Origin of the sequence: Patulibacter brassicae, assembly GCF_033949425.1 — a bacterium.
Lineage (GTDB): Bacteria > Actinomycetota > Thermoleophilia > Solirubrobacterales > Solirubrobacteraceae > Patulibacter > Patulibacter brassicae.
Map to the genome: position 1 here is coordinate 163,271 of NZ_JAXAVX010000001.1, position 16,038 is coordinate 179,308.

Genomic DNA, 16,038 nt, shown 5'->3' on the forward strand with positions numbered 1-16,038 from the left:
GGCGCGCGCGCCTCAGTCGCCGAGGCGCGCGAGGGCGGGGGAGTCCTCGCCCTCGTCGCGGAGCAGATCGCGGACGGCGTCCTCCAGCGCGATGCGCCCCTCCGGGTCGACGAAGGCCTCGGGACCGCCGAGCTCCTCGACCCGCGCCCCGATCGTCCAGCCGCTCTCATAGCGATCGAAGACGCGGGGGTCGACGTAGGACGCGCGCGCGACCGCGGGGGTGTTGCCCAGGAAGAAGGCGACCTCCTTCACCGTGTCGCTGATCGCGCGCCGCCGCGCCGTGCGCGAGCGCGCCTCGTCCTTCATGGCGACGCCGAGCGCGGCGAGGACCGTGCCGTTCCACGTGCGGAAGTCCTTCGCGGTGCAGTCCCCGGCGTGCTCGTGGAGGTACTCGTTGACCTCCTCGGGCCGCACCGGCACCCACCGGCGACCGTCGCGGTAGGCCAGCAGCCGATCGCCGCCGGTGCGCCGGCGCTTCATCCGGCCGACCGCGTCGTGGACCTCGTCGTCGGCGATGACCTGCAGCCGCCGCACCCCGCCCTTGGCGGCGTAGTCGAAGACGAGCTCGTCGTCCTCGAGCACGACGTGGCGCTGCTCCAGCGTCGCGACGCCGTAGGTCTCGTGCTCCTCGGCCGCCTGGTCGGAGCCGATCCGGAAGAACCCGAGGTCCAGCAGGCGCACGGCGCACGCGAGCGCGCGCTCGCGCGGGACGTCGTCCAGGCGGAGGTGCTCGAGCAGCGTGGCGCGCAGCCGGGGGAGACCGGCGGCGAACTCGAGCATCCGGTCGAACTTCTCGCGGTCACGCCGGGTCCGCCACGCCTCGTGGTAGCGGTACTGCCGGCGACCGGCGGCGTCGGTGCCGACGGCCTGGAGGTGCCCGCGCGGATCGGGGCAGATCCAGACGTCCTTCCAGGCGGGCGGCAGGACGAGCTGCTCGATCCGCTCGAGGGTCTCGGGGTCGGTGATCCGCTCGCCGTCGGCGTCGCGGTAGAAGAAGCCGCGCCCGGCGCCGATCCGCCGGATCCCAGGGCCTGAGGGGTCGCTCCGTCGCAGCCGCACCTGGCGCTGCTACCCCGTCGTCGCGGCGCCGACGCGCCAGGCCGAGCGGCGGGGTGCCAGACCGGGCGGTTGCAGGGGGAAGGAGACGCGACGCGCGCGCCGACGGCCCTGCTACGGTGCTCCGAGCCGAATCGCCGGGGGAGTGTCCCGGCGAGCGGGGGATCCACTGCGTCGCGAGGTGCGACGCTGGGGCAAATCCACGTCGTTGGAGGCGCTGCTCTTTCTGCGCCAGCCCGTCAGCTAACCCCGTAGGCCGACGAAAGAGAGCAGCAGACGTGCACGTCCTCACCCGCGCCGGCGTCCTCGCCGGGCTCCTGTCCCTGGCGATCGCCGCCCCAGCCGCCGCCCAGTCGGCCTCCGGCGGTGTCGGCACCGGCACGACGACGACCCCGCCGGCCGGCGCCACGGACGGCACCGGCAGCACCGACGACGGGACGAGCGCCGCGGGAACGACCGGCGCGGTCTCCCAGACGGCGCCGGTGAAGCTCACCCGCTCCCAGACGAAGAGCGTCCAGCGCCGCGTGAAGGTCCGGGCCGACGGGCAGCTCGGCTCGCGGACCCGCTCCGCGCTCAAGCGCTACCAGCGCAAGAAGCGGCTGAACCGCACCGGTCGCCCGAACCTCGAGACGCTGAAGGCGATGCGCCTCGGCTTCGCGAAGAAGATCGAGCGCAAGCTCACCGTCCACAGCGCGACCACGACGGACGGCTCCGCGACGCCCGCCCCCGCCGGCGACCTGTCCGCGGCGATCGCCGCCGCGCGCGAGGCGATCGGCACGCCGTACGTCTCCGGCGGCAACACGACCAGCGGCTTCGACTGCTCGGGCCTCACGGTCTGGGCCTTCAAGCGCGCCGGCATCTCGCTGCCCCGCACGAGCTTCGACCAGTACAAGCAGGGCGTCGCCGTCGACCGGGCGAGCATCCAGCCCGGCGATCTCGTCTTCTTCGACAGCGCCGGCTCGGGCGCCTCGCACGTCGGCATCGCCACGAGCGCGACGACGGCGATCTCCGCCACGACGAAGGGCGTCATGGAGCACTCGTTCGCGAGCGGCTACTGGGACGACCACTACGTCGGCGCCCGGCGCGTGACCGGCTGACCCCCGGCGGCGCGAGCGCGCGCCGCCATCGACTCCTCGCGACCGGCCCGTGCCGGATCGCGCCCGCCGCGGGCCGCCCATCGGGCGGCCCGTCGTCGTGGGCGGAACGCCGGGCGAGGGCCCCGTCCTACCGCCGGTCGGGTTCGGTGGAGCCGTGGTTGCGGGTGCGCTACCCTGGGTATTGACTGACCAGTCAATCCACCTCCTCGGAGACCTGAAGCCATGACCAACGCCCCGACCAGCGAAGAGTCCCGCAAGTTCGTCGAGGAGGCGCGCGAGCAGGACTGGAAGCTCCCGTCCTTCGGCAAGGAGCTGTACCTCGGCGACTTCCGCCTCGACCTGATCCACCCGCTGCCCGTCGAGGACCCGGAGGCCGAGGCCGCCGGCGCGAAGTTCCTCGCCGAGTTCCGCGAGTTCCTCGAGACGAAGGTCGACCCGCTCCAGATCGAGCGCGACGCGAAGATCCCGGACGAGGTCATCCAGGGCCTGAAGGACCTCGGCGCGTTCGGCATCAAGATCCCGAAGAAGTACGGCGGTCTCGGCCACTCGCGCATGACCTACGGCCGCGCCATGTCGATGGCCGGCACCTACCACGGCGCCCTCGGCGCCCTGCTCTCGGCCCACCAGTCGATCGGCGTCGCCGAGCCGCTCGTCATCGCCGGCACCGAGGAGCAGAAGCAGAAGTGGCTCCCGAAGGTCGCCAAGGACCACATCTCGGCCTTCCTGCTCACCGAGCCCGACGTCGGCTCGGACCCCGCCCGCCTGCAGTGCTCGGCCGTGCCCACCGAGGACGGCTCCGGCTACATCCTCAACGGCCGCAAGCTCTGGGCGACGAACGGCGCGATCGCCGACATCGTCGTGATCATGGCGCGCATCCCGAAGAGCGAGGGCCGCCGCGGGGGCGTCTCGGCGTTCGTCCTGGACTACCACTCCGAGGGCGTCTCGGTCGAGCACCGCAACCAGTTCATGGGCCTCCGGGGCATCGAGAACTCGGTCACGCGGCTCGAGAACGTCTTCGTGCCGAAGGAGAACCTCATCGGCGGCGAGGGCGAGGGCCTGAAGATCGCCTTCCAGACGCTGAACACCGGCCGCCTCTCGCTGCCGGCCATCTGCGCCGGCGCGACGAAGTGGGCCTCCCGCGTCGTCCGCGACTTCGGGACGGAGCGCGCCCAGTGGGGCAAGCCGGTCGGCCAGCACGACGAGGTCGCCTCGAAGATCGCGAACATCCACGCGACGGCGTTCGGCATCGAGGCCGTCGTCGAGGTCGCCACCCGCCTGGCGCACACGAAGCGCTCCGACATCCGGATCGAGGCCGCGGTCGCGAAGCTCGTCGGCTCCGAGCTCGCCTGGAAGGCGATCGACGACGCCGTGCAGGTCCGCGGTGGCCGCGGCTACGAGACCGCCGAGTCGCTGGCCGCCCGTGGCGAGCGCGCCGTCCCGATGGAGCGGACGCTGCGCGACATGCGCATCAACCGCATCTTCGAGGGCTCGACGGAGATCATGCACCTGCAGATCGCTCGCGAGGCCATCGACCAGCACCTGCAGATCGCCGGCGAGCTCATCGAGGGCGACGGCGGTCCGGCCGAGAAGGCGAAGCTCGCGGCGAAGGCCGGCGGCTTCTACGCGAAGTGGTTCCCGCAGCTCACCGTCGGCGACGGTCAGAACCCGCGCAGCTACGACGAGTTCGGCGAGCTCGCGACGCACCTGCGGTTCGTCGAGCGCAACGCCCGCAAGCTCGCCCGCGTGACGTTCTACGCGATGGGCAAGAACGGCGCGAAGCTCGTGGACCGCACCGCGATCCTCGGCCGCATCGTCGACATCGGCGCCGAGCTCTTCTCGATCTCCAGCGCCGTCGTCTACGCCGAGCACCTGAAGAAGCAGCGCCCGCAGGACGCGGCGGCGATCGAGGAGCTCGCCGACGCGTTCTCCCAGCAGTGCCGCCGCCGCGCGAAGGCGCTGTTCGCGGAGCTCAAGGACAACGACGACGACCAGACCCGCAAGGTCGCCAAGGGCGCCCTCGAGGGCCGCTACTCCTTCATCGAGGAGGGCGTGATCGCCGCGGACCCGGAGACCCCGCTCTTCGGCGACCCGGAGAACTACCGCCAGCCCGAGGTCGACGTCGAGAAGACGGCGAAGCTCGGCCAGGGCCAGGCCGTCGAGGCCTGAGCCACCGCTCGCCCGCGTCGCCGGCGTCCGCCGGCGACGCGCCGGACGGCTCGACCGTCCGCCCGCACGGCGCCCTCCGGGGCGCCGTCGTCGTTCCGCGCCGACGACCCGGGGCTACACTCCGAACATGGTGTTCGACAACGGTGCGCAGCGCGACGCCGAGCGCCGCGGGGTCGCCGGAGGCCTCGCCGAGATCGTGGGCTGGTTCTCCAGCGTCCGCTGGGGCGCCCGACACCAGGCGCGCGCGTCCTCGCTGCGCTTCCTCGAGGAGCTCGAGGTCGCCCGCGCGCCGATCGCCGAGGCCCTCGCGACGGCGGGCTGGGAGCCGCTGCGCCGCAGCGTCCCGTTGCTCCCCAGCTGGGAGCGGACGAAGCCCGAGCTCGCCGGGGTGCTCGCGCGTCGCCAGTGGTCCGACGTCGTGGCGGCGGCCGAGGCGGTCGACCGCGTGCGGGCGCTGGTCGACGCCGGTCGAATCGGCGCGCTCGAGGAGCTCGACCGCCAGGCCCTGCGGGACGCCGTCGCCACCGTGGACGCCGCGCTGACCTCCCTGCCGGCGCAGCGGATCTTTCGCGACGACGACGGGTTCGCTCGCTGGCGGCTCGACCCGACAGACCGTCGGGACCAATAATCCAAACACGGTGTCCGGCAATTGGTCTAGCATGCGGTTCGCACGCCAGCGCGAGCCCGAAGGAGCCCCAGTGAGCAGCACCGTTCCCCTTCCCCCGTCCGCCGTCCCCACCGCCGAGGCGACCCGCGCCGGCGGGCCACGGCCCGAGGAGCCGCAGGACCGCACCGGCGTCATCGCGATCTGGGCCGTCATCGGCATCGGCGTCCTGCTGCTCGTGACGCAGGGCTGGGGGCGCTGGATCCTGTCGGGCGAAGAGTTCCGCGCCGTCGACGTCACCGGTCCGGACGTCTACGCCGACTGGCGTCAGGTCGCGCTGCGCATCGTCGAGGCCCTGAGCGTCGTGGAGATGTCGCTGCTCGTGTACCTCGTGATCGTGCGGCCGCGCCTGCGGCTCGGGCACTTCACGCTCGACGCGAAGATCACCATCGGTCTGCTCATCGGCAGCTTCACCGACGGCATCCTCAACACGCAGGAGTACCTGTTCGCGTGGAACCAGCACTCGATCAACCTCGGGTCGTGGGCGTCGTTCATCCCGCTCAACGACCCCGAGCACCAGTCCCGCTACGCCGAGGCGCTGATCTGGGGCATCCCGCAGTACACCTACTACTGCATCACGGTGGCGATGATCGCCTGCGCCTGGATCGGCCGGATGCGCGAGCGCGACCCGTCGTTCTCGAACGTCCGCGCGTACGCGACGGTGTTCGCGGCCGCGTTCGCCTTCGACTTCGTGCTCGAGAACGTCCTCATCCGCGTGGTCGAGGCGTACCACTACGCGAAGACCCCGTCGGAGCTCACGCTCTGGGCGGGATCGCAGTACCAGTTCCCGCTCTACGAGTCGGTGCTCGTCGCCAGCCTCGGCGTGGCCTTCACCGCGCTGAAGCTCAGCGCGATCGACCACCCGAAGGGGCTGTCCTTCCCCGAGCGCGGCGTCGAGCGACTGCCCGAGAGGATCCGGACGCCGGCGCGGTGGCTCGCGGTGATCGCGTTCTGCTTCTGCTGCCTCTTCTTCATCTACCACGTGCCGTTCCAGCTCTTCGGGCTGATCGGCGACTCGATGGCCGACCTGCCGTCGTACATGACGCCGAACGACTGAGCCACGGACCGCACCGCGGGGCTCGCGGGGGCGCGGCGCCCGTGCGAGGATGCGCGCGCCGATGTCCCAGCCTGCCGCATCCGCCTCGCCGCCCGCCGTCGCCGACGTCGGGCGGCTGCTCGTCCGCTGCCCCGACCGGCCGGGCATCGTGGCCGCGGTCTCGGGCCTCCTGCACGCCCACGGGGCGAACATCGCGCAGTCCGACCAGTATTCGACGAGCCTCGAGGGCGGGACGTTCCTCATGCGGGTGGTCTTCCACCTCGAGGAGCTCGGCGCGCGGCGCCCGGCGCTGGAGGCCGAGCTCGCGGAGGTCGCCGACCGCTACGCGATGCGCTGGACGCTGCACGACGCGGCCGTGCCCAAGCGCGCCGCGATCCTCGTCTCGCGCGAGGACCACTGCCTCATGGACCTCCTCTGGCGCCACCGACGCGGCGAGCTGGACCTCGACGTGCGGCTCGTCGCCTCCAATCACCCCGACCTGGGGGAGGACGTCGGCGCGTTCGGCCTGCCGTTCCACCACGTCCCCGTCACCCCGGGGACGAAGCCGCAGGCCGAGGAGCGACTGCTCGAGCTGCTCGCCGGTGAGGTCGACGTCGTGATCCTCGCGCGGTACATGCAGATCCTCAGCGGCGACCTCCTCACGCGGCTCGGCGTGCCCGTGATCAACATCCACCACTCGTTCCTGCCGGCCTTCGTCGGCGCGAACCCGTACGCCCGCGCGCGCGACCGCGGCGTGAAGCTCGTCGGCGCCACCGCCCACTACGTGACCGAGGAGCTCGACGCCGGGCCGATCATCGAGCAGGACGTCGCGCGCGTCAGCCACCGCGACGACGTGCCGGCGCTCGTCGCCGTCGGGCGCGACATCGAGCGCACGGTCCTCGCCCGCGCGGTGGCGTGGCACGCCGCCGACCGGGTCATCGTCCACGACGGCACGACCGTCGTCCTCTGACGGGCGACGGAGTCGCTGAGCGATGACGCGAGCCCGGCTCTCCGACGCCCTCGCGCTGCTCGCGGGCGTCGTGCTGGTGCTCGCCGTCGGCGTCGGCTACCTGCAGCGCAGCGTCGGCGACGCCGACCGCTTCGCCGACCGCGCCACCGCAGCGCTGCGGGACGACCGGGTGCGGACGGTCGTGGCCGAGCGCGTCACCGACGGCCTCGTGCGCCAGGAGCCCGACCTCCTCGCCGCGCGGCCGCTGATCGACGCGACCGTCCGGGGGCTCGCCGGCAGCCAGGCCTTCACCGATCTCGTGCGCTCGGCCGCCCGCGACCTGCACCGCGCGGTCGTCGACGGGGACGAGGACACCGTGACGCTGACGCTCACCGACGTCGGGACGGTCGTCGCCGGCGGCCTGCAGGCCGTGCGGCCCGGGCTCGCCGCGAAGCTCGAGGCGAACCGGCGGGTGGCGGTGGTCGACCAGGGCCTCGCGGGCGCCTCGGCCGACGTCGGCCGGGTGCTCAGCCGGGTCCACGCGGTCCTGATCGGGCTCGTCGTCGGCTGGCTCGCGCTGCTCGTGGTCGCGCTCGCCCTCGCACCGGACCGGCGGCGCGCCACCGTGCGGGTCGGCATCGGCACGGCCGGCGCGGCGATCGTCGCGGTCGTCGCGCTGACGCCGTTGCGCGCCTGGGCGGTCGACGCGTCGAGCGACGCCGATGCCCGTGCCGCGATCGGGGCGGTCTGGGACGCGTTCATCGGCGACCTGCGGACCGCGTGGTGGCTCTGCGCAGGCGTCGGTGCGGTCCTCGCCGCCGCGGCGGGCTCCCTGCTGCGCCCGATGCCGCTCGGCGCGCCGCTGCGCCTGCTCGCGGAGCGGCTGGCCCGGGAGCCGGCGTCGACCGCCGGCCGCGCGCTGCGCGGCGTCGCGTTCCTCCTCGCGGGCGCCGTGGTGCTCGTGGCACGGGACGCGGTCGTCTCGCTGCTCCTCACCGTGGCGGGCACGTACCTCGTGTACGAGGGCGTGCGGATCCTGCTCGAGCTCGTGGCGCCGGCCGAAGCGGCGCGCGAGCCGCGTCCCGCGGGTCGCCGGCTCCCGCGTCCGCGCCGCGGCGTGCTGGTGGCCGGCGCCTCCGGCCTGGTGCTCGTGCTGCTCGTGGGGGGCGGCGCCGCGAGCACGGAGCAGACGGGCGGGGCGCCCCGGGCGACCGACCGCTGCAACGGCCACCGGGAGCTCTGCGGCCGGCGGCTCGACGAGGTCGCGCTCGGCGCGACGCACAACGCGATGTCGGTGCCGCTGCCGGGCTGGTACTCCGCCGAGCAGGAGCGGCCGATCGCCGGGCAGCTCGCCGACGGCGTGCGGGGCCTGCTCATCGACACCCACTACGCCGACCGCCTGCCCAGCGGTCGTCACCGCACGGTGATCGTCCCGAGCGCCGCGCAGGCGCGCGAGGACGGCCTGAGTCCCGAGACCCTCGCCGCGGCGCTGCGGATCCGCGATCGGCTCGGCTTCACCGGCCAGGGCCAGCGGGGCATCTACCTGTGCCACACGTTCTGCGAGCTCGGCGCGACGCCGCTGGGCGAGGTGCTGGCCGACCTGCGCCGGTTCCTCGCCGCGCATCCCGGCGAGGTCGTCGTCGTCATCAACCAGGACGAGGGCGTGCCGCCCCGGGCGATCGTCGGCGCAGTGCGGGATGCCGGGCTCGAGCGCTTCGTGCAGCCCGTGCCGCGGGCGGGCGGGCGGTGGCCGACGCTCGGCGAGATGGTGGCGACCGGTCGACGGCTCGTCGTGCTCGCCGAGCACCAGGGTGCCACCGCGGGGCAGCCCGGCGCCGCCTGGTACCCGGCCGCCTACGCCGACGGCGTGCTGCAGGAGACGCCCTACGCCTTCGGGCGCCCGTCGCTGCTCACGGCGTCCGAGCACCGGGCCGCGTCCTGCGCCGAGAACCGCGGCACGCCCGACGCGCCGCTGATGCTGCTGAACCACTGGGTCTCCACCGACCCGCTGCCGCGGCCCTCGCAGGCCTCGACGGTGAACGCTCGCGGTCCGCTGCTCGCCCGGGCCCGGGAGTGCGAGCGCCTGCGGAAGCGGCGGGTGAACCTCGTCGCGGTGAACTTCTACCGGCGGGGCGACCTGCTCGGGGTCGTCGACGCCCTCAACGGCCTCGCCCGCTGACCCGCGGCGACCGGATCGGGAGTCCCCGGTCAGGCGCGCCGCGCCTCCTGCAGCGGTCGGCCCTCGGCGTCGCGGGAGCCCTCGATCGGCCACGGGCCGACGTGGTGGTCGCGGCCGCCGTCGAGCGTGAGCGTCGCGCCGCTGAACCAGTCGCCGGCGGGGGAGGCGAGGTAGGCCACGAGCCACGCGAACTCCTCCGGGCGACCGAGGCGTCCCAGCGGGACCTGACCGGCCGCCGCGGCGACCATCTCCTGCGGGTACTTCGTCATGAAGACCTCGGTGCCGAACTGGCCGGCGGCGATCGCGTTGCAGCGGATCCCGAACCGCGCCCACTCCGTGGAGAGCTCGGCCATCATCGTCTCGACGCCCGCGCGAGCCGCCGAGCTGTGGACCATCCCCGGCAGCCCGTTGTGGGGCGAGAGCGTGACGCTGATGACCTTGCCGCCGCGGGCGCGCCCGTCCTCGCCGGCGGGGATGAAGGCCTTCGTCGCCACGGCGTGGGTCATGAGCCACGTGCCGTCGAGGTTCAGCCGCGTGACGGTGCGGAAGCCCTTCGGGGTGATCGACTCCGCGGGGGCGAGGAACTGCCCGCCGGCGTTGTTCAGCAGCGTGTCGATGCGGCCGTGCTGCTCGAGCGTCCAGTCGACGAACGCCGCGACGTCGTCCTCCTCGCGGATGTCGCAGACGCGGGCACGGCAGCGCTCGCCGGCCAGCGCGACCGTCTCCTCCAGCGGCTCGGGCCGGCGGCCGCAGACGACGACCTCGGCCCCGAGCGCGACGAGCTCGAGCGCCGCCGCCCGCCCGAGCCCCGTCCCGCCGCCGGAGACGACGATCACCTGTCCGGCGAGGAGGTCGGGGGCGAAGATCCGGGAGGGCGCGACCATGGCCGGGAGCCTCGCACGCGCGCGCGACGGCCGAGGCCCGATCCCCCACAAGCCCGCCGTCCCGGCGGTGCTCCTCACCCAACGCGCGCGTCAGCCGAACATCGCCCGGGCCGGCGTGCCGGGCGCGAACATCGGCAGGCAGTCGACGGTCGCCACGTCGATCCGCAGCAGCGCGGGGCCGGGCTCGTCGAGCGTCGCGGCGAGCGCCTCCTCGAGCTCCTCGGGCGCCTCGACGGCGCGTGCCGCGACGCCGAGGCCGCGGGCGATGAGCTCCCAGTCCAGGCCGTCGTCCAGCGCGCTGGCGGTGCGCCTGCCGCCCCAGAAGAGGTCCTGCTGCTGGCGGACCATCCCGAGGGACGCGTTGTCGAGCAGCACGACCTTGATCGGCGCGCGCTCGGCCGCCGCGGTGGCGAGCTCCTGGAGGTGCATGAGCAGCGAGCCGTCGCCGGTGACGCAGACGACCGTCGCGTCCGGCATCGCCACCTGCGCGCCGATCGCGGCCGGCACGCCGAAGCCCATCGTGCCGAGGCCGCCGGAGGTCAGCCACCGCCGCGGCTCGCGGAACCGCAGGCGGTTGGCGGCCCACATCTGGTGCTGGCCGACGTCGGTCGTGACGATCGGCGGACCGCCGGGCCCGGCGTCGACCCGATCGAGCGCCTCGGCGAGCGCGTCGAGCGCCGCCTCGGGGTCGATCCGCTCGCCGTGGACCGCCGCCCGCGGCCCGTGCTCGGCGCGCCACGCGTCCAGCCGCGCCCACCACGGATCGAGCCGGCCCGCGTCGGGGGCGATCCGGTCGAGCTCGGCGGCGATCGCCTCCAGCGCGCGTCGCGCGTCGCCGACCACCGGCACGTGCGCCGGCACGATCTTCGAGATCTCGGCCGCGTCGAGATCGAGGTGCACGACCTTCGCCCCGGGCGCGAAGCTCGCGACCTCGCCGGTGACCCGGTCGTCGAAGCGGGCGCCGATCGCCACGACGAGATCGGCCTCGTCGATCGCCCAGTTCGCCGGCCGGGTGCCGTGCATGCCGAGCATCCCGAGCCACAGCGGGTCGTCGGCGGGGAAGCAGCCGAGCGCCATGAGCGTCGTGGTGACCGGCAGGCGGTGCGTGCGCGCGAGGGCGCGCAGCGCGTCGCTTCCCCCGGCGTGCACGATCCCGCCGCCGGCGTAGAGCACCGGCCGCCGGGCGGCGGCGATCGCCTCGGCGGCCCGCCGCACCTGGCGACCGTTCGGGGCCGTCCGGGTCCGGTAGCCGGGCAGGCTCGGTGCCGCAGTCGCCGCCCGCGCGGGCGCCTTGGCCAGATCGGAGGGCACGTCGACGAGCACGGGCCCGGGGCGACCGGTCCGCGCCACGTGGAACGCCTCGTGGATCGCGGGCGCGATCGCGTCGGCGGACTCGACCGCGATCGAGTGCTTCACGATCGGCTGGGTGACGCCGATGACGTCGCACTCCTGGAACGCGTTCGTGCCGCGCAGCGGCGTCGACACCTGGGCGGTGAGGAAGACCGTCGGCACCGAGTCGGCCATCGCGTCGGCGATCGGCGTCACGAGGTTCGTGGCGCCCGGTCCGCTCGTCACGAGCGCGACCCCGACGCGGCCCGTGGCCTTCGCGTAGCCCTCCGCGGCATGGCCGGCCGCGGCCTCGTGCCGCACGAGGACGTGGCGGATCGGGCTGTCCTCCAGCGCGTCGTGGATCGGCAGCGAGGCGCCGCCCGGCAGGCCGAAGACGACCTCGGTGCCCTCGCGCTCGAGGGCCTCGATCAGCCGATCGGCGCCGCGCACGGCTGCTCCTCCGTGGTCGTCGGCGCGGCGGATCGCGGGTGACGGCGACCGCGCGGCGGATCGCCGCCGCCCGTCAGCCGGACGACGACCATCGAGCCGAGGCCGGTGCTCGGGACGTACGCGCCGGGGTCGGCGGAGGGGTGACGGGTGGACGGGGCGGTCGGGCGGAGCATGGCGTGCGGGTGGGTCGGGCGACGACGGGACGACGGGTCCCGACGGGCACGGACCTGCGCGGCCGCGCCCGACGGGAGGCGGAGCGGTACGGCGGAGGCGGGGCTTCGGACGTGTCGCGGCGCGGTGCCGCGGGGTCAGGGTCCGGAGCCCTAGCGAAGGCCGACCGTGAGGCCGGCTACGAGCACGCCGCGAAGGACGCCGACGGCGGCGTCCTGGACGAGGAGCGGGGTGCGGTGACGCGGGGTCACGTCCCGGATGATGCACGATCGCGGCCGCGGAGGCAACGCGACCGGACGGCGGGCGGGGCTCGACGCCCGTCCTCGAGCGCCGTGCGCCCACCGGCGGCGCGTCGGTCCGGCGCGCCCGACGACGTGCCTCCGGCCGCGGCGAGCTCCGCTGGCGCACGACGTGGACGAGCACAGCCCGGCCGCCGCGCGTTCGGCCGCGACGCCAATGGCCCCGGGCGGCGCGAGGTGATCTGATCGCGCCGTGAGCGCGACGATCGACCGGGACCGCCTGCGAGCGCTGCTGGAGGAGGAGCTGCGGGACTTCCGCGAGCGGCACCCGCGCTCGCGGGAGGCGCACGAGCGCGCCCGCCGATCGCTCGTCGGGGGCGTGCCGATGCCCTGGATGATGCGCTGGGCCGGCGGCTACCCCGTGATCGCGACGGAGGCTCGCGGCAACCGGATCGTCGACCTCGACGGCCACGAGTACGTCGACCTCTGCCTCGGCGACACGGGCGCGATGCCGGGCCACGGTCCGGCGCCGGTCGTGGAGGCGGTCGCCGCGCAGCTCGCGCGGGGCATCACGACGATGCTGCCGACGGAGGACGCGGCGTGGGCGGGGGAGGAGCTCGGCCGGCGGTTCGGCCTGCCGCGCTGGCTCTTCACCCTCACCGCCACCGACGCGAACCGGGCGGCGCTGCGCCTCGCGCGCCAGCTCACCGGCCGCGGCAAGGTCCTCGTCTACAGCTACTGCTACCACGGCTCCGTCGACGAGGCGTTCGCCGTCCGGGACCCCGCCACGGGCCGGACCGTGCCGCGCGAGGGCAACGTCGGACCCGCCGTCGACGTCGCCGAGACGACCGTCGCGATCGAGTTCAACGACCTGCCGGCGCTCGAGGCGGCGCTCGTGACCGGCGAGATCGCCTGCGTCCTGGCCGAGCCCGCGATGACGAACATGGGGATCGTCCTGCCGGATCCCGGCTACCACGACGCGCTGCGGGCGCTGACCCGCGAGCACGGGACCCTCCTGCTGCTGGACGAGACCCACACGTTCTCCGCCGGGCCGGGCGGCTGCACGCGGCTCTGGGAGCTCGAGCCCGACCTGCTGACGATCGGGAAGGCGATCGGCTCCGGCATCCCGTCGGGCGCGCTGGGGCTCAGCGACGCCGTCCACGACCGCATGTTCGCCCAGGAGGGGGCCGACTACGAGGACACGGGCGGCGTGGGTGGCACGCTGGCCGGCAACGCGCTGTCGCTCGCCGCGATCCGCGCGACGCTCGGCGAGGTGCTGACCGAGGCGTCGTTCGCGCACGCGATCCCGCTGGCCGAGCGGTTCGCCGACGGCGTCCGGCAGGTCGCCGCGCGTCACGACCTGCCGTGGAACGTCACGCAGCTCGGCGCGCGGGCGGAGTACCGCTTCGAGCCGGAGCCCGCCCGCAACGGCACCCAGGCCCACGACGCCAGCGACCCCGAGCTCGAGCGGTACCTGCACCTGCACGCCCTGAACCGCGGGCTGCTGCTGACGCCGTTCCACAACATGGCGCTCATGGCGCCGTCGACCACCGCCGCGGACGTCGACCGCCACACCGAGCTGCTCGACGAGGCCGCCGCGACGCTCGTCGGCTGACGCGTCGTCGCGGGGTCCCGCGCGCCGGGCACTACGGTGCACCGCATGATCGGCGTGACGGGAGCGACCGGGGCGATCGGCGGGCGGGTGGCACGACGACTCGCCGCGCGCGGCGTGCCCCAGCGCCTCCTGGTGCGCGACCCGGCGCGGGCGCCGGCGCTCGACGGTGCCGAGATCCGCGCGTTCGGCGGCTACGTCGATCGCGACGGGCTGCGGGACGGGTGCGACGGGCTGGACGTCCTGCTGCTCGTCTCCGCGCACGAGGCCCCGGACCGCGTGGCCGAGCACCGGACCGCGATCGAGGCCGCCGCGGCGGCCGGCGTCGGGCGGATCGTCTACCTGTCGTTCCTCGGCGCCGCGCCCGAGGCGACGTTCACCTACGCCCGCGACCACTTCCACACGGAGGCGCTGCTGCGCGACGCCGGGGTCCCGTGGACGGTGTCGCGCCAGAGCCTCTACCTCGACCTGCTGCCCGAGCTCGCGGACGAGGACGGCGCGATCCGCGGTCCCGCCGGCGACGGCCGGCTCGCCCCGGTCCTGCGCGACGACGTCGCCGACGCGCTCGTCGCGCTGCTCACCGGCGAGGGCCACGAAGGGCGGGCGTACGACCTCACCGGGCCCGAGGCCCTGACGCTCGACGAGATCGCGACGCGGCTCTCGACGTCGGAGCGGCCGCTGCGGTTCGTGGACGAGACGCTCGAGGAGGCCTACGCGTCGCGCGCGTCCTACGGGGCGGAGCCGTGGCTCGTCGACGGCTGGGTGTCGACGTACACCGCGATCGCCGCGGGCGAGCTGGCGACCGTGACCGACGACGTGCGGCGGCTCACCGGTCACGAGCCCGCCGCCGTGACGAGCGCGGCGCTCGGCGGCTGACCGACGCGGCGCGCGGCTCAGCCGACGTGGCCGAGGACGAGCTGCGCCGTCTCGGCGGGGCGGTCGAGCTGCGGGCAGTGCCCGACGTCGTCCAGCACGACCCAGTCCGCGGTCGGCAGCCCCTCGCGGAAGCGGGCCGCGGCCGACGGCCAGGCGAGCAGCCGGTCCTCCGTGCCCCACGCGATCCGGACCGGGCAGTCGATGGCCGCGAGGTCCAGCGGCCACCCGTCGCGCAGCGCGACGGCGACGAGCGGCTCCACCGCGCAGCGCGCCACGCCGTGGACCTGGTGGACGAGCAGGTCGACCGGCAGGTGCTCGTAGGCGACGGTGATGAGCTCGGTCGCGCGCCGGCGGCCCTCGGGCGTGGCGAGCACGCGGTCGACGAACGGCAGCGCCGCGGAGACGAGCCGGTGGGTGATCCGGAACTCGCCCAGGACGCGGGTCCCCGCCGGATCGTCCGGCGCCCAGCCGCCCGCCGGCGCGAGCGCGACGACGCTGCGGGCCCGGCCGCGCGCGGCGAGCGCCAGCGCGAGGAATCCCCCGAGCGAGTTGCCCACGAGGTGCGCGGTCTCGAGACCCTGGTCGTCCATCCACGCCTCGAACCCGTCGAGCAGGGCGTCGATCGCGACCCCGTCCGGCAGCGCCGGCCCCCCGGCGTGCCCCGGCAGCGTGGGCGCGACCACGGCGTACCGGGCCTCGAGGGCGGGCAGGACGAGCTGCCACGTCCGCCACGTGTCGGTGAACCCGTGGAGCAGGACGAGCGGCTCCCCGGCGGGGTCGCCACCGCGGTGCAGGGCCGAGAACTCCGGCGGGACGGGCAACGGCGCCATGGTGCGGCATCATCGCGGACGTGGAGCGTCACGACATCGCCACCCGGCAGGACTGCGAGCGGCTCGTCGAGCGCTTCTACGGCCGCGCGCTGCACGACCCGTTCATCGGCTGGCTCTTCGTCGACGTCGCCCAGCTCGACCTCGAGGCGCACCTGCCGCAGATCGCGTCGTTCTGGGAGACGATCCTCCTCGGTGCGAAGAGCTACGGCGGCGGCGCGTTCCACCCGCACGCGCAGCTGCACCGCAAGGCCGAGCTGAAGGCCGGGCATTTCGACCGCTGGCTCGCGCTCTGGCGCGAGAGCGTCGACGAGCTGTTCGAGGGCCCCGTCGCCGAGCAGGCCAAGGACCACGCCCACCGCGTCGCCTACGCGTTCCACCGTCGGCTCCAGGGCCTGCCGCCCGACTTCCTCTCGATCCGCCCGCGCGAGGACGGTGCGCTGCCCGTGACGCGCCACGGGCCGCCGTCCGTGCAGGATCCGCCCGCGTAGGCCGCCGACGGC

The 16,038-nt window shown here is 74.7% G+C and carries 14 protein-coding genes and 1 riboswitch; of the genes, 9 read left to right on the top strand and 5 right to left on the bottom strand.

The window, feature by feature from the left end; translation table 11 throughout:
* Positions 1 to 12: 12 nt before the first annotated feature.
* Positions 13 to 1,059, bottom strand: a complete 1,047-nt coding sequence (locus tag SK069_RS00770) for a DNA topoisomerase IB (RefSeq protein ID WP_319952264.1) — start codon at positions 1,057 to 1,059, stop codon at positions 13 to 15.
* Positions 1,060 to 1,173: 114 nt separating this feature from the next.
* Positions 1,174 to 1,329: riboswitch (cyclic di-AMP (ydaO/yuaA leader) on the top strand.
* A 5-nt stretch (positions 1,330 to 1,334) separates the two neighbouring features.
* Between SK069_RS00770 and SK069_RS00775 the strand changes: the two genes are divergently transcribed.
* From SK069_RS00775 to SK069_RS00800, 6 genes are all read left to right on the top strand, one after another.
* Complete coding sequence (locus tag SK069_RS00775) at positions 1,335 to 2,153, top strand: NlpC/P60 family protein (protein WP_319952265.1); 819 nt, start codon at positions 1,335 to 1,337, stop codon at positions 2,151 to 2,153.
* Positions 2,154 to 2,375: 222 nt separating this feature from the next.
* Positions 2,376 to 4,319 (top strand): acyl-CoA dehydrogenase family protein, encoded by a 1,944-nt coding sequence (locus SK069_RS00780; protein ID WP_319952266.1) that lies wholly within the window; start codon positions 2,376 to 2,378, stop codon positions 4,317 to 4,319.
* Positions 4,320 to 4,446: 127 nt separating this feature from the next.
* Positions 4,447 to 4,947, top strand: a complete 501-nt coding sequence (locus SK069_RS00785) for a hypothetical protein (protein WP_319952267.1) — start codon at positions 4,447 to 4,449, stop codon at positions 4,945 to 4,947.
* Between the two features lie 70 nt (positions 4,948 to 5,017).
* Positions 5,018 to 6,040, top strand: coding sequence for a spirocyclase AveC family protein (locus SK069_RS00790; protein WP_319952268.1), 1,023 nt, complete (start codon positions 5,018 to 5,020; stop codon positions 6,038 to 6,040).
* A 61-nt stretch (positions 6,041 to 6,101) separates the two neighbouring features.
* Positions 6,102 to 6,989, top strand: coding sequence for a formyltetrahydrofolate deformylase (gene purU, locus SK069_RS00795; RefSeq protein WP_319952269.1), 888 nt, complete (start codon positions 6,102 to 6,104; stop codon positions 6,987 to 6,989).
* Positions 6,990 to 7,011: 22 nt separating this feature from the next.
* Positions 7,012 to 9,147, top strand: coding sequence for a PI-PLC domain-containing protein (locus SK069_RS00800; protein ID WP_319952270.1), 2,136 nt, complete (start codon positions 7,012 to 7,014; stop codon positions 9,145 to 9,147).
* A gap of 29 nt (positions 9,148 to 9,176) precedes the next feature.
* Here the strand turns inward: SK069_RS00800 and SK069_RS00805 are convergent, their stop codons facing one another.
* From SK069_RS00805 to SK069_RS00815, 3 genes are all read right to left on the bottom strand, one after another.
* Positions 9,177 to 10,031: an SDR family oxidoreductase gene (locus tag SK069_RS00805; RefSeq protein ID WP_319952271.1), complete on the bottom strand. Its 855-nt coding sequence runs from the start codon at positions 10,029 to 10,031 to the stop codon at positions 9,177 to 9,179.
* 90 nt (positions 10,032 to 10,121) lie between these two features.
* Entirely contained in the window at positions 10,122 to 11,810 is a 1,689-nt protein-coding gene (gene ilvB, locus SK069_RS00810; RefSeq protein ID WP_319952272.1) for a biosynthetic-type acetolactate synthase large subunit, read from the bottom strand.
* Positions 11,789 to 11,983: a hypothetical protein gene (locus SK069_RS00815; RefSeq protein WP_319952273.1), complete on the bottom strand. Its 195-nt coding sequence runs from the start codon at positions 11,981 to 11,983 to the stop codon at positions 11,789 to 11,791. The genes ilvB and SK069_RS00815 overlap by 22 nt, the downstream gene beginning before the upstream one ends.
* A 490-nt stretch (positions 11,984 to 12,473) precedes the next feature.
* Here SK069_RS00815 and SK069_RS00820 point away from each other — a divergent pair, with 490 nt between their 5' ends.
* Together SK069_RS00820 and SK069_RS00825 are read left to right on the top strand one after the other, a co-directional pair.
* Entirely contained in the window at positions 12,474 to 13,835 is a 1,362-nt protein-coding gene (locus SK069_RS00820; RefSeq protein ID WP_319952274.1) for an aspartate aminotransferase family protein, read from the top strand.
* 45 nt (positions 13,836 to 13,880) lie between these two features.
* Positions 13,881 to 14,708: an SDR family oxidoreductase gene (locus tag SK069_RS00825; RefSeq protein ID WP_319952275.1), complete on the top strand. Its 828-nt coding sequence runs from the start codon at positions 13,881 to 13,883 to the stop codon at positions 14,706 to 14,708.
* Positions 14,709 to 14,725: 17 nt separating this feature from the next.
* Here SK069_RS00825 and SK069_RS00830 read toward each other — a convergent pair whose 3' ends face one another.
* Positions 14,726 to 15,538: an alpha/beta fold hydrolase gene (locus tag SK069_RS00830; RefSeq protein WP_319952276.1), complete on the bottom strand. Its 813-nt coding sequence runs from the start codon at positions 15,536 to 15,538 to the stop codon at positions 14,726 to 14,728.
* 20 nt (positions 15,539 to 15,558) lie between these two features.
* Between SK069_RS00830 and SK069_RS00835 the strand changes: the two genes are divergently transcribed.
* Positions 15,559 to 16,026 (top strand): group III truncated hemoglobin, encoded by a 468-nt coding sequence (locus SK069_RS00835; protein WP_319952277.1) that lies wholly within the window; start codon positions 15,559 to 15,561, stop codon positions 16,024 to 16,026.
* The last annotated feature ends 12 nt before the right edge of the window (positions 16,027 to 16,038 follow it).